11 protein-coding genes are annotated in these 12,938 nt (G+C 58.2%); 7 read left to right on the top strand and 4 right to left on the bottom strand.

What is annotated here, in order from left to right:
* Window positions 1–28 precede the first annotated feature (28 nt).
* The 7 genes from AACG97_RS00470 to AACG97_RS00440 all read left to right on the top strand — a co-directional run bounded on the left by AACG97_RS00470 (window position 29) and on the right by AACG97_RS00440 (window position 6,124).
* The gene (locus AACG97_RS00470) at window positions 29–187 is read left to right on the top strand and encodes a hypothetical protein (protein WP_011953098.1); all 159 of its coding nucleotides are present in this window, start codon (window positions 29–31) and stop codon (window positions 185–187) included.
* Window positions 188–230: 43 nt separating this feature from the next.
* Window positions 231–2,747 carry a heavy metal translocating P-type ATPase gene (locus AACG97_RS00465; protein WP_012269848.1) on the top strand — a complete coding sequence of 839 codons (2,517 nt, stop codon included), beginning with the start codon at window positions 231–233 and terminating at the stop codon, window positions 2,745–2,747.
* A gap of 337 nt (window positions 2,748–3,084) precedes the next feature.
* Window positions 3,085–3,285, top strand: coding sequence for a heavy-metal-associated domain-containing protein (locus AACG97_RS00460; RefSeq protein WP_004575963.1), 201 nt, complete (start codon window positions 3,085–3,087; stop codon window positions 3,283–3,285).
* A 265-nt stretch (window positions 3,286–3,550) separates the two neighbouring features.
* A complete protein-coding gene (locus tag AACG97_RS00455) occupies window positions 3,551–4,573 on the top strand; it encodes a YVTN family beta-propeller repeat protein (RefSeq protein WP_011953096.1) in 1,023 nt (340 codons plus the stop codon).
* A gap of 138 nt (window positions 4,574–4,711) precedes the next feature.
* Window positions 4,712–5,167, top strand: a complete 456-nt coding sequence (locus AACG97_RS00450) for a hypothetical protein (RefSeq protein WP_011953095.1) — start codon at window positions 4,712–4,714, stop codon at window positions 5,165–5,167.
* A 25-nt stretch (window positions 5,168–5,192) separates the two neighbouring features.
* Window positions 5,193–5,468: a DUF2933 domain-containing protein gene (locus AACG97_RS00445; protein ID WP_011953094.1), complete on the top strand. Its 276-nt coding sequence runs from the start codon at window positions 5,193–5,195 to the stop codon at window positions 5,466–5,468.
* Complete coding sequence (locus AACG97_RS00440) at window positions 5,465–6,124, top strand: methyltransferase family protein (protein ID WP_011953093.1); 660 nt, start codon at window positions 5,465–5,467, stop codon at window positions 6,122–6,124. Before AACG97_RS00445 ends, AACG97_RS00440 begins: the two co-directional genes overlap by 4 nt.
* A gap of 414 nt (window positions 6,125–6,538) precedes the next feature.
* On the opposite strand, the gene AACG97_RS00430 is transcribed toward AACG97_RS00440, so the two are convergent.
* The 4 genes from AACG97_RS00430 to AACG97_RS00415 are packed head-to-tail and all read right to left on the bottom strand — an operon-like array spanning window position 6,539 to window position 12,754.
* A complete protein-coding gene (locus AACG97_RS00430; RefSeq protein ID WP_011953092.1) occupies window positions 6,539–6,886 on the bottom strand; it encodes a copper-binding protein in 348 nt (115 codons plus the stop codon).
* A complete protein-coding gene (locus tag AACG97_RS00425; protein WP_011953091.1) occupies window positions 6,883–10,041 on the bottom strand; it encodes an efflux RND transporter permease subunit in 3,159 nt (1,052 codons plus the stop codon). Before AACG97_RS00425 ends, AACG97_RS00430 begins: the two co-directional genes overlap by 4 nt.
* The gene (locus AACG97_RS00420; protein ID WP_011953090.1) at window positions 10,038–11,504 is read right to left on the bottom strand and encodes an efflux RND transporter periplasmic adaptor subunit; all 1,467 of its coding nucleotides are present in this window, start codon (window positions 11,502–11,504) and stop codon (window positions 10,038–10,040) included. The genes AACG97_RS00425 and AACG97_RS00420 overlap by 4 nt, the downstream gene beginning before the upstream one ends.
* Window positions 11,501–12,754 (bottom strand): TolC family protein, encoded by a 1,254-nt coding sequence (locus AACG97_RS00415; protein WP_011953089.1) that lies wholly within the window; start codon window positions 12,752–12,754, stop codon window positions 11,501–11,503. Before AACG97_RS00415 ends, AACG97_RS00420 begins: the two co-directional genes overlap by 4 nt.
* Window positions 12,755–12,938: the final 184 nt, after the last annotated feature.

The raw sequence follows: 12,938 nt of genomic DNA, 5'->3' as shown, positions 1-12,938 counted from the left end.
ATAATCGACACGCTTACAGGAGCATTGATTGGCGTCACAGCTGTTCAAGGAGATGTTGTCTAGGCTGGACAATACGGCAGCGGCCGATATTTCCCACCCAGCTTGGGAGTTGATCATGATGGAGCCCATCGCCGTGGTACAGATCTGGCAATACCTTTTTGGCGGACTAAAGGCGGTATTGCACTGATCATGCTGGCCATATTTGGCCTGTTTTATGTGGCTCGTGCACTATGGCCACCTGTCACAGGCACTACAGTTATTTAATTTTGTTGCTCTGTCCGCTGACGCAACTCTTCGGGCACAACCATGGCGGGTATTCTCACCAGAAGGGTGAAAACTCGTCCAAACCGGACAACAAAGGGAACTACTTCATGCACACCGAATCGTGCCAGCATGACCATGACCATGACCACTCGCACCCGTATGAGCAACCGGATGGTAGTCAGCGCGATTTGGTATGCGGTATGACGGTGCCACCGGATAGTCGCTACTTCGAGCTATACGAGGGAAGGACATACCGCTTCTGCAGTGAAAAGTGCCTGACGAAATTCCGCGCAGCGCCTGTGCATTATCTTAGCCCTCCCCAGGACCAAGAACACGCGGGCCATCTCCACTCGGCTGCCCCGCAGCCAAGCAACGCGGCGGACGCCGAATACACTTGCCCGATGCATCCCCAAATCCGCCAGCGTGGGCCGGGCAGTTGCCCAATCTGTGGCATGGCCCTAGAGCCGGTAATACCGGAGCTTGAGGAAGACGAGAACCCGGAACTCAAGGACTTCTCCCGCCGCTTCTGGTGGACCTTGCCCCTGACGGTCATCGTGACCGTGTTGGCCATGACTGCCCACCAACTCCAATTGCTGCATGGTGCCACACAGAATTGGGTGGAGTTGATTCTGGCCACTCCCGTGACACTATGGGCTGGCTGGCCGTTTTTCGTGCGTGGGGTCGCATCGATTCGTAATCGCAGCCCGAATATGTGGACCCTGATAGGTTTGGGAACGGCTGCGGCGTACCTATACAGCGTTGCGGCCACAGTGTTCCCGCAGGTTTTCCCGACGACTTTCATGCAGGATGGCCGCATCGGTGTCTACTTCGAAGCGGCTGCAGTCATCATCTCATTAACGTTGCTCGGCCAAATGCTCGAGCTCAAGGCGCGCTCACAAACCTCCGCCGCCATCAAGTCGCTCCTGGGTCTTGCCCCCAAGACGGCCCGTCGCATCGGGGCCGATGGTCAGGAGGAAGATATTCCGCTCACCCACGTGCATACGGGCGACCACCTGCGCGTTCGCCCTGGCGAGAAGGTGCCGGTCGACGGGGTGGTCCTGGAAGGCGAAAGTGCTATCGATGAATCCATGCTGACAGGCGAGCCCGTGCCAGTGATGAAGAAAGCTGGGGATGCACTCATCGGTGCCACGCTGAATACCCACGGCAGCCTTGTGATGGCGGCGCAGAAGGTCGGCGCCGAGACAGTGCTCTCGCAAATCGTGCAGATGGTCGCGCGGGCTCAGCGCTCGAAAGCCCCGATGCAGCGGATGGCGGACACCGTGGCCGGCTATTTCGTCATGGGGGTGATTCTGGTCGCGCTGGTCACGCTCTTCGGCTGGGGGCTTTTCGGACCGGAGCCTGGCTGGGTCTTCGGCCTGATCAATGCGGTCGCGGTCCTGATCATTGCCTGCCCCTGCGCGCTCGGCCTAGCCACTCCCATGTCGATCATGGTCGCTACCGGGAAGGCTGCCAGCAGTGGCGTGCTCTTCCGAGACGCCAGTGCTATCGAGAACCTCTGCAAGATCGACACGCTGATCGTCGACAAGACCGGGACCCTCACCGAGGGCCGGCCAGTGTTTCATAGCGTGGTCGGTACCGGGCAGTTCATGCCACCCGAAGTCTTGCGCCTTGCCGCCAGCCTGGACCAAGGCAGCGAGCATCCGCTGGCACATGCGATTGTCGATCATGCGCGAGCGCATGGACACAGCTTGTCCAAGCCAGAGGCGTTTGAGTCGGGCTCTGGGATCGGTGTACGTGGCCAGGTGAACGGCAAACGGCTGCAGCTTGGCAACACGACCTTGATGGAAGAGGCTGGCCTCGACACCAGTCCGTTGCGAGACCGCGCCGAGCAGCTGCGTCTGGAAGGCATGAGTATCATGTACTTGGCCGTCGATGGCGTGCTCGCTGGCCTGCTAGCGGTGTCCGATCCGGTCAAACCCACCTCCAAGGAGGCGGTAACCCGGCTACAGGCAGAAGATGTGAAGGTCATCATGGCCACCGGCGACGGCCTGACTACGGCACGTGCGGTCGCGAAACAACTCGGCATCGAGGAAGTCCACGGAGAAGTGAAACCCGAGGACAAGGAGCAACTGGTGGCGCTCCTGCAGGGCGATAAGCGCCGGGTTGCCATGGCAGGAGATGGGATCAACGATGCCCCTGCGCTGGCCCGGGCTGATGTCGGGATCGCCATGGGAACTGGCACCGATGTTGCCATGAACAGCTCCCAGTTGACGCTGGTCAAGGGCGACCTGATGGGCATCCTGCGGGCCAGAACACTATCCGTGGCCACGGTGAAGAACATGCGTCAAAACTTGGGCTTCGCATTCTTCTACAACGCTATGGGCATACCGCTGGCGGCAGGTTTGTTCTACCCGCTTACCGGCCATCTATTGTCACCGATGATTGCGGCATTGGCCATGAGCGTAAGTTCGGCTTCCGTGGTATTCAACGCACTGCGGCTGAAGCGCGTAGTCACAGACTGAAATGGGCACACCGCAACCTATGAGAGGAAGTTCCGCCATCAGCGTTTCAACGCCTGATCCATATGACTGACTGTCTAGGGCTTTGGCCTTAGCGGGTATGTCCGCGAGTTCGGCGCCAATCTGGTCCTGATGGAGGACATCGGGCAACTGCGACGTCCGCCATCTTCTGCCAAGATCGTAAGGGACAATTGTGATGCAGCAGGGGCCGCCGCCAGAGGAGTTGGACAAGATTTCAGGGCGAAGATAAATCCTTTGACCGGGCCTTGACCTTGTCATCGTGTCAAGGTTGAAGCTGTAAATGCGGCGAGAAAAGCCGTACCAGCATGAGAGGCCCGCTATGTTCGTTTTGGAAGTTTCCGGTATGGGATGTGGCAGTTGTGTCAACAAGATCACCAAGGCCATCCAGGCTGCCGATGGCGACGCGAAGGTGATCGTTGATCGTGCTGCCGGTACAGTGAGTGTCCAAAGCAACATCGAGGCGGAACGCGTCGGTGCACTGGTCCAGGCGCTTGGTTACCCAACCAAAGTCAGTCGCTAAGTCTCGTTACCGCTCAGATGGCAAGCCGCCGTGCCATGTTTCATGGCGCGGTTTCTTCATATACAGCCTGATGTCGACTGACTCCGGGTCGGGATAGCCAGCAATACTCCCCAAGAAATGGACGGCCTTCGATCACCCAGTGCCGAGTCAAGCTGTGGACGTTGACGCTGATCAAGAAAATGCTTCGCGATTGGTGTTTATCTTGAGTAAATGTATAGGCCAGCCTGGCTCACATACCCCGGCCCCTCGTTGGAGCTCATTCACAATGATGACTGCCAAGCGGTTTAGTTCTATGGCCTTGGGGATATCCCTGCTCATCCCTCTGGGGCTGGTCATGGCAAACCCTACGGGTAACGTCTACACGGCCAATGAACGGTCCGCTTCCATTAGCCAGGTAAATCTTGCGACAGGTGATGTGAGCACGGTCGCCTTGCCGATCGCACCCCACAACCTACAGGTTTCGCCCGACGGCAGCTTGCTTCTGGTTGTTGGAGTGGCTGGACATGCGGGGCATTCGAGCGGTGAAAAGCCCGGTGGGCAGTTGCTGGTGTTCAGTACCAGCGCGCTGGACAGGCCACCGTTCAGCTTCCCGGCAGGCGATCACCCGGCTCATGTGGTCACCGACGTCACCGGGCTGCGAGCTTTTGTGACCGATTCCGCTGCCAACCAGGTGCGAGTATTTGACCTTGAGCAGCGAATCGAGTTGCCCGGTATTCCAACTGGGCGTTATCCCCATGGGCTGCGCTTGAGCCCTGATGGCCGGACACTCTATATCGCGAACATGAAGAGCGACAGCGTATCGCTTATCGATGTCGTCACACTCAAAGAAACCGCGCAGATTCCCGTGGGCAAAGGCCCTGTCCAGGTCGGCTTTGCCCCTGACGGTCGCCTGGCATTCGTCTCGCTCAGTGCGACAAATCAGCTTGGCATCATCGACACGGCCAGACGCAAGGTGATCAGCAAGGTTGATGTCGGCCGCACGCCAATCCAGATGATGGCCACCGTTGACGGTCGCCAGGTCTATGTCGCGAATCAGGGCAGTGGCCAGAATCCGGACGACCGAGTCTCCATCGTAGATCTCCAGACGCGTAGCAGCCTGGGCACCGTGACCACCGGCAAGGGTGCCCATGGTGTGGCCATCAGCAGCGACGGCGCTTATGTGTTTGTCAGCAATATTGAAGCGGGCACCGTATCTGTCATCGATACGAGCAGCCGAAAGGTCGTTGCTACCCATAAGGTTGGCGCCGGGCCAAACGGGATCAGCTTCGAGCCGCCGAGTGCCCAATAATAGCCCGTCGGTGTACAACCCGAGCACGACGCGAAAAATGAGCATTCACGCCGGCGCAGTAATTTGCTTGTCGTGCCAGGTGAGGCCTAGCGCCCAGACCAAGGCATCCGGCTTTAAAACAGTGCTAAGGAGATGATGATGAACAACGTTCGAAATTTACTGATCGGACTTTGTTTGGCCGCAGCGTCCGTGGGCGCCATGGCGCAAAACACCGATGAACACTCGACACATCACCCGGCCGATGCGCCAAGCGCGGCGGCTACCGAGAAGACGCCTTCTCAGCCAATGGACAAAGGGCAAATGGCGGCGATGGACCAGCAAATGAAGGCCATGCAAGCCATGCACGAAAAGATGGCTGCAGCCAAAACGCCGGAAGCCCGTCAGGCGTTGATGGCCGAGCATATGGCGCTGATGAAAAATGGCATGGCCATGATGAAGTCCATGGAGGGTGGCATGCCTGAAATGGGGGGCATGCATGGCGGCATGGGCGGGGATATGGCCGCCCGCCACCAGATGATGGAAAAGCGCATGGACATGATGGAGTCGATGATGCAGATGATGATGGACCGCATGCCATCTGCTGCATCGAAGTAACCCATCTCCTTTCCCAGGAGTCGCTATGAACCCTCACTTCGATGAAAACGGCTCACCACACAGTTTCTGGCGTTCACGCTATGCAATCGGCCTGGTGGTAATCGGTGGGATCGCCGTCTACTTCCTGCTCACCGAGCACCTTGCCCATGTCGTTGGAGCCCTGCCTTATCTGTTGTTGCTCGCCTGTCCGCTGATGCATGTCTTCATGCATCGAGGACATGGGGGACACCATCACCAGGGCCAGAGCAAACCGGCCCCCTCCGATAAGGCTGATATCCATAAGCCGGGAGATCCATCATGAATCATGGTGAAAGCGCGTATGGCCTCTGGTCGCTGGTTTTCATCAACTCCGCGATCTTCATCATGTTTGCCTTCAGTTTCTTCAAGCCGGCAACGGCGAGAGACTGGAGGAGCTTCGGTGCATTCTCGGCCTTCATCGTTGCCCTGTTTGTGGAAATGTATGGCTTCCCCCTGACGATCTATCTGTTGTCAGGCTGGTTGCAGGCCAGGTTCCCCAACCTCGATCTGCTTTCCCACGAATCCGGCCATCTGTGGTCGACGTTGCTCGGTGACCAGGGCAACCCACACTTCAGTGTTTTGCACATTGCCAGTTACCTATTCCTGGGTTTCGGCTTCTATTTGCTTTCTGCCGCCTGGAACGTGCTATATCACGCGCAACGCCGCCGTTCACTTGCAACGGTCGGGCCCTATGGCTGGATCAGACATCCGCAGTACGTGGCATTTGTGCTGATTCTTCTGGGCTTTCTCCTTCAGTGGCCGACGCTGCTGACGCTGGCAATGTTCCCGGTGTTGCTGGTGATGTACGGGCGTTTGGCGGTTTCCGAAGAGCGGGAAATGCACAAGCAGTTTGGCGCTGCCTACGAAGCTTATACCCGCGTTACGCCTAGGTTCGTTCCGCACCTGCGCGAAAGGTTGGGTGGGGGTCATAGAGGCTGAAGCGTAGGACGAAGGAGCTACATGCCAGGAGGGTTTCAGCGGCAGTGTTTCTAGCGGGAATAGGGTATCCAAAGTCTGTTTGCTCGGATAACACTCTGAGTTGTCGCGGGTTTTCTTGTCGACAAGCTCGGTGGAATCCTTGTTGGCGTTCGGATAACTCAGGCAGTTGGATGACTTTGCGATGCCCTGTCCGCTTTCGACCCATATAGATCGTGATGCACGAAGATCTCTGCTCAAACGTCAGCTACTACTCTGATCTGAATGCATCCCGGCTACAGAGCGCAAAGACCAACTAGCGTCCCGAGGCACAGAGCTGAAGGCGGCGCGGTCAGGAATTGCGGCAGCACTTTTTCCAAAGTTTGGCTAAATGACCCTGCCTATCAGCTCTAATAGGCAGGGTTAGAAGTCAATCCGTCACTGCTTGCGAATGCCTACGATCGTCGCTGTGCCCCCATTCATTCGGAAATCGAAGCTGACCTTGTCGCCTACCTTGAGTCCCTTGAGTTGCTGCTCGGTAGCGCTGAAGCCCATGGTCATTGCCGGCCATTTCAGGGCTGATACTGGTCCATGCGCCAAGGTAACTTTACCTGGTTCCAAAGCTTTGATGGTTCCCTCAGCCGATGCAGTCGGAGCCGCCTGGCTGCCTTGGGTCTCGTTGCCTTCCATGGGCATATTCTTCATATCCGTGCCATACATGTCTTGGGCCTGCACCGCCGCCGCAACGGCGAACACCAGGCCAGCGCTGATCAGTAGCTTCTTCATCGGGTTACTCCTGTTTGGGGGTTATCGTGTACAGCGAGTCCGCGGCGCCTGACGAGCCAGTAAGCCGCAGGGATTACAAATAGTGAGAGCAAAGGCGCGGTGAGCATGCCGCCGACCATGGGTACAGCGATCCGGCTCATGACTTCGCTGCCGGTACCGCTACTCCAGAGGATTGGCATCAAGCCTGCGACGATCACTGCTACGGTCATGGCTTTGGGGCGGATGCGCTGCACGGCCCCTTCGCGGATAGCATCCAGAAGCGCAGGTTGCCCCTGCGTACCGTTGCCGTTTCGTTCAGTCCAGGCATTGTTGAGGTAGATCAGCATGATGACTCCAAACTCTGCTGCGACCCCAGCCAAGGCGATAAAACCGACACCCGTGGCCACCGACAGGTTGTAGCCCATCATGTACAGCAGCCATACGCCGCCGGTTAGCGCAAATGGCAAGGTAGCCATGATCAGCAGCGCTTCACCGAGGCGGCCAAACGTGAGGTAGAGAAGGACGAAAATAATGGCCAGCGTCGCCGGTACTACCCATGCTAAGCGCGCATTGGCGCGCTCCAGGTATTCGAACTGCCCGGAATAGCTCAAGCTTATGCCAGGATCGAGCTTCACCTGCTGATCGACTAGCCGGCGCAGGTCGGCAACGACGGAGGACAGGTCCCGTCTCCGCACGTCGATATACACCCAGCCCGAGGGGCGCGCGTTTTCACTCTTGAGCATGGGTGGACCGTCCGCAATACGCACCCGTGCCACGGTTCCCAGTGTGATTCGCCCCCCTTGGCTGGTGTAAATCGGTAGCTGCCGCAGGGCATCAACAGAGTCACGCCACTCCCGTGGGTACCGAACACTGATGGGATATCGCGCCAGGCCTTCTACGGTTTCGCCGATGTTTTCGCCCCCAACGGCGCCGGCAACAATCGCTTGGACATCAGCAATGTTCAGGCCGTAACGCGCTGCGAATTGGCGGTCGATATCCAGATCGATGTAGCGTCCACCGGTTAATCGCTCGGCGAGGGCGGAAGTCACCCCTGGAACCGTTTTGGCCACCTTCTCGATAGCCAGAGTCACCCGGTCGATCTCATTCAAATTGCTGCCGGCAACCTTTACGCCGATCGGGCTTTTGATACCGGTTGCGAGCATGTCGATACGGTTTCGAATCGGTGGGATCCAGATATTGGTTAGCCCAGGTACCTGCACGGTACGGTCCAGCTCTTCGATCAGCTTCTCAGTGGTCATCCCTGCTCGCCACTGATCCTTCGGTTTAAGTCGGACAGTCGTCTCGAACATCTCCAGCGGGGCCGGGTCGGTCGCTGATTCAGCCCGGCCCGCTTTACCGAAGACACTGGCGACCTCCGGTACCGTTCGGATCAGCCGGTCCGTACGTTGCAAAAGCTCAGAGGCTTTCTGCGCCGAAAGACCTGGCAGGGCAGTCGGCATGTACAGCAAATCGCCTTCATCCAGTGGCGGCAAGAATTCGCCGCCGAGCTGGCTCAGGGGCCAGACACTGCTGAGCAAAATCAACAGTGCACCCGCCAACGTGAGCTTTGGCCGGCGTAGAACGATCTCCAATGCTGGGCGATAGAGCCGTATCAGGGTTCGATTGAGTGGGTTGCGCTCTTCTGCCGGTAAACGACCCCGAATCCAGTACCCCATCAGCACGGGTACCAGGGTAACCGAAAGGCCCGCTGCTGCTGCCATTGCATAAGTCTTGGTGAATGCGAGGGGCGCAAACAGCCTTCCCTCCTGAGCCTGCAAGGTGAATACCGGTATGAAGGACAGCGTAATGATCATGAGGCTGAAGAACAGCGCAGGCCCGACCTCGACTGCTGCCTCAGTCATCACTTTCCAATGATCTTCGCCACGCAACGACTTTCCAGGGTGCCACGTATGCCAAGCCTCAACCCGTTTGTGCGCGTTCTCAATCATCACCACAGCGGCGTCCACCATCGCACCGATTGCAATGGCTATGCCCCCAAGCGACATGATGTTGGCGTTGATGCCCTGGTGGCGCATGACGATCAGGGCAATGAGGACACCAACCGGAAGCGAGACGATGGCGACCAACGATGAGCGCAGATGCCAAAGAAATGCAGCGCACACCAGTGCGACCACGATGAACTCTTCAATCAGCTTCTGGCTCAGATTTTCCACAGCACGATCGATCAACTGGCTACGGTCGTAGGTAGTGACCAGCTCGACCCCGGCAGGCAGGCTTTTTTCCAGCGATTCAAGCTTGGATTTGACGTGAGCGATGGCATCTTTCGCATTCTTGCCACTGCGCAGAATTACTACGCCGCCCACCGCTTCGCCCTGTCCATCAAGCTCGCCGATGCCGCGACGTGCCTCAGGGCCCAGCTGTACAGTGGCTACATCGCCCAGTGTTACGGGTATACCCTTCGCAGCCAGGCGCAGGGGAATGGCTCGGAAATCATCGAGTGACTTCAGATAGCCGGAAGCCCTTACCATGAACTCAGCTTCGCCTTGTTCGAGCACGCCGCCACCGGTTTCCTGATTGGCCTTGGCGATGGCGTCCGAAACCTCAACTTGAGTGATTCCCAAGCTGGCCATGCGCAGCGGATCGAGCACTACCTGGTACTGCTTGACCATCCCGCCTATCGTCGCCACTTCGGCAACGTCCGGAAGAGTTTTCAACTCGAAGCGCAGGAACCAGTCCTGAAGGCTGCGCAGCTGTGCCAGGTCATGGGTACCACTGCGGTCCACCAGCGCATACTGGTAGATCCAGCCTACACCAGTGGCATCGGGTCCGAGCACTGGCTTAGCGGACGCCGGTAATCGAGACTGAACCTGGCTTAGGTATTCGAGCACCCTGGACCGCGCCCAATAGAGATCTGTGCCGTCCTCAAACAACACATATACGAAGCTGTCTCCAAATGCTGAAAAGCCCCGCACTGTCTTGGCTCCGGGTACGGAAAGCATTGTGGTGGTCAGGGGATATGTCACCTGATTTTCCACGATCTGCGGTGCCTGCCCTGGGTAGGAGGTGCGGATAATCACCTGCACATCTGACAGGTCAGGCAACGCGTCGATCGGCAAACTGCGCAGAGAGAAAACGCCCCAAGCTACGGCAAACAGTGTTGCCAGCAGGACCAGGACGCGGTTGCCAACCGACCAACGAATCAGGTTCGCGATCATGGCTGGTTCTCCTGCTGGGTTATTTGCTCGATGACCATGCCTTCATCGCGCTCGCGCACTCCAAACCGGATGCGTTCGCCAACCTTGAGTCCGGCAATCAAGCGGGGATCTGCCACAGGGAAAGTCATCGTCATACCAGGCATGCCCAGCGTCACGAACGGTCCATGAGCGATGGTCAGCTGATTACCTTCTATTTGAACGATGCGCCCATTGGCCTGATGTAGAGCCGGCTGTACAGGTTGCGCAAGTGGAGCATCGCCAGCAGTAACGGCCTCGATACCTTTCAAGCTCGCTTCGGAGTCCAGCAGAAACTGCCCGGACGCCACAACGCGCTGGCCCGCCTGAAGGCCTCGCAGCACGACCACCTGGCCAGCACTTTCCTGGCCGAGCACTACTTCCACCGGCCGGAATCGACCTCCGTCTTCTGACACCATTACGAGATCGCGTTTCCCCGTCCGAATGATCGCCTCGGCTGGCACCAGTAGGCTGTCATCCTGTTGCCCGGACGGATGGAGGGAAACCTGCGCGGTCATGCCTGGGCGCAACCGGCCGCCGGGGTTGGGCAGTTCTATACGAAGCCGCAAGGTGCGGCTTTGCAGATCCGCATCAGCCAGCAATGCGGTCAGCTTGCCGGGAACAGGTTCGCCTGGGAACGCTGCCAGATTCGCCTGCACTGCCTGTCCTTCCTGTAGGCCTTGGGCTTGCGCTTCAGGTACTGCGGCCTCAAGCCAGACGTTCGCGATACCATTGATCTTCGCCAACGTTGCACCCGGTGTCATTGTCATGCCTGGCCGCAATTCCAGAGCCTGAAGGACGCCTGCTGTTGGGGCCAAGAGCGTTACCGAATTCTGGACCCTTCCCGTACGGTCAATCCGGTTGATAAGATCGGCAGGCATACCCGCCAGCAGTAGTCGTTGCCGAGCTGCAGCGCGCAATTCATTGTCCCCAGATCGCTGAAGCGCCAGGTACTCTTCCTGCAAGCCCGCCCATTCAGGCGTCAACACATCTGCCAATGGGGCGCCCTTGGCAACCACGTCGCCTGTAGCGCGGCCATAGGTGCGTTCGACGTAGCCACCGGTACGAGCCTGCAGAACGCTAAAATCCCGCTCATCGAAGGTAAGCACGCCGCTCACCTGGAGGGTTCGAGCAAGCTGCCCTTTCGCTACGGTAGCCAGACGGACCCCCAGGTTTTGTTGGAGCCCCTGTGAAACTTGAACTGCGGGGCTCACCTCAGCAGCGGTGCTTTCCTGGTACTTCGGCACCAGTGGCATGTCCATGAAGGGCGACTTGCCCGGTGCTGGAAAGTGCTGCTGGGGGTACATCGGGTCATACCAATACAGCACCTTCTGTAGCGTTTCAGGGGAGGCAGTGGACACCTGCCCACGCTTTGCTAGCTGATAGCCAACGCCACCGCCGATAGCCAACGCGGCCAATACCACAAGGCTGATAGTTGAATTTCTCATGCGCGCACCTCTCCATACGCGAAGTGCAGCCGTGCAGCTGTCGCGGCCAACTGTCCTTGCAGATCGATGTCTTGCAGTCGTGTTTCAACCCGCTGACGTCGAGCGGTGAGAACCTCACTTAAGGGTGATTTACCGGCTCGATAGTCAGCAAGGGCGAGGCGGACTCGATCCTCCGCTAGCGGTAACAATGTTTCACGGCTGCGCTGCACTGCTCGCTGCAATCGCTGGTAATCCGCAAGATCTGTCTCCAGCTGCGCTTTATGCTCACGCAATGCCGCTTCCTGTTCGTCCTCCAGTTGCCGGACTTGTGCGCGACGTGCCGCGATCATCGGGTCCTGCCGTGAGCCAGCGAACAAGGGCAGTTGGAAACTTACCTGCAGGCTCACCATATTGCTGAATTCAGGCCCGCGCCGCTGGTAATCCACCTGCCACCCCCAGTCCGACTTCTTTTCTGCCAAGGCTTGGTGCACTTGAGCTTGTGCTTCCCGCGTAAGGGCGTTGTAGGTCGCCAATTCTGGATGTGCATGTATAGCGTGTAGATAGTCCGGCGCGCTCACTGGCCAGCGCGGAAATGCTTGAGCTTGCGGATCAGCATCCTCTCCAATCCATCGCTTGAGTGCAGCCCGTGCCTGAGCGGCCTGTGTGAGCAGAACATCTTTTTGCTCATCGAGTTGCGCAGCTTCCTGGTCAGGAGCAAGTGCGTCGGCCGTCGCGCCGGTACCGCCGGCCAGGCGTGCGCGGATTGCTGCGGCCAACAGACGGTTTTCTTTGTAGAAGTCCTCAAACTGCTGCAGTTTCCGTTGAACGGTGTACGCCGCGACCCAAGCTTGGGCTGTGGCAGCACGCACTTTTAAGCGCTCGAACACCGCCTCTGCATCGGCTCGCTCAACGCTCGCTCGTGCCGTCTCAACTCGTGCCTCCCGCTTGTCCCGGTTTGGTACTTCCTGGGAGAGGCCGACAACCTGCATCGTCATGAAATCGCGGTTCATGCTCCAACGATCACTGCCGTCAACAGGAAGGTTCTGCACTCCTAGGTTGAGACGTGGATCAGGCAGCTCGCCTGCTGGGATCACAGCGTGTCGAGCGGCCGTCATTTGCTCTTGCCTGGCCTGGAGGATGGGGGCATTGCGTTCGGCAAGTTGAAGCGCTTCCTCCAGAGACAACGGTGTAGCCTGAGCCGGTAACGTCGACAACAGGCTGATCAGAGCGGCCAGACATGCCATCCCTAATCGGTAACGTGGGGGAGTCATGGAAATGATTCCTCAAAAAATCAGCGCGCAAGCGCATGCCATCATCCGGCTGCAAAACAGGACGATGGGGTGAATTTAAGAGGTAATCAGGCGCGGGGTGGCCGCCAAGGGTCAGGAGGCGCCCTGTTTACGAGGCTCACCGCATAGGTATCTACTGGCCTAGGCGCAGAATAGGTGAGCGTGG

The sequence above is a fragment of the Pseudomonas sp. Nvir genome (assembly GCF_963778085.1).
Taxonomy (GTDB): Bacteria; Pseudomonadota; Gammaproteobacteria; order Pseudomonadales; family Pseudomonadaceae; genus Aquipseudomonas; species Aquipseudomonas juntendi.
This window is presented reverse-complemented; position numbering and strand designations above follow the sequence as displayed.

What these genes read in the sequence shown, in the direction of transcription:
- AACG97_RS00465 (WP_012269848.1), top strand. Translation starts at nt 231, where the DNA reads ATGGCCACCTGTCACAGGCACTACAGTTATTTAATTTTGTTGCTCTGT.
- AACG97_RS00460 (WP_004575963.1), top strand. Translation starts at nt 3,085, where the DNA reads ATGTTCGTTTTGGAAGTTTCCGGTATGGGATGTGGCAGTTGTGTCAAC.
- AACG97_RS00455 (WP_011953096.1), top strand. Translation starts at nt 3,551, where the DNA reads ATGATGACTGCCAAGCGGTTTAGTTCTATGGCCTTGGGGATATCCCTG.
- AACG97_RS00450 (WP_011953095.1), top strand. Translation starts at nt 4,712, where the DNA reads ATGAACAACGTTCGAAATTTACTGATCGGACTTTGTTTGGCCGCAGCG.
- AACG97_RS00445 (WP_011953094.1), top strand. Translation starts at nt 5,193, where the DNA reads ATGAACCCTCACTTCGATGAAAACGGCTCACCACACAGTTTCTGGCGT.
- AACG97_RS00440 (WP_011953093.1), top strand. Translation starts at nt 5,465, where the DNA reads ATGAATCATGGTGAAAGCGCGTATGGCCTCTGGTCGCTGGTTTTCATC.
- AACG97_RS00430 (WP_011953092.1), bottom strand. Translation starts at nt 6,886, where the DNA reads ATGAAGAAGCTACTGATCAGCGCTGGCCTGGTGTTCGCCGTTGCGGCG.
- AACG97_RS00425 (WP_011953091.1), bottom strand. Translation starts at nt 10,041, where the DNA reads ATGATCGCGAACCTGATTCGTTGGTCGGTTGGCAACCGCGTCCTGGTC.
- AACG97_RS00420 (WP_011953090.1), bottom strand. Translation starts at nt 11,504, where the DNA reads ATGAGAAATTCAACTATCAGCCTTGTGGTATTGGCCGCGTTGGCTATC.
- AACG97_RS00415 (WP_011953089.1), bottom strand. Translation starts at nt 12,754, where the DNA reads ATGACTCCCCCACGTTACCGATTAGGGATGGCATGTCTGGCCGCTCTG.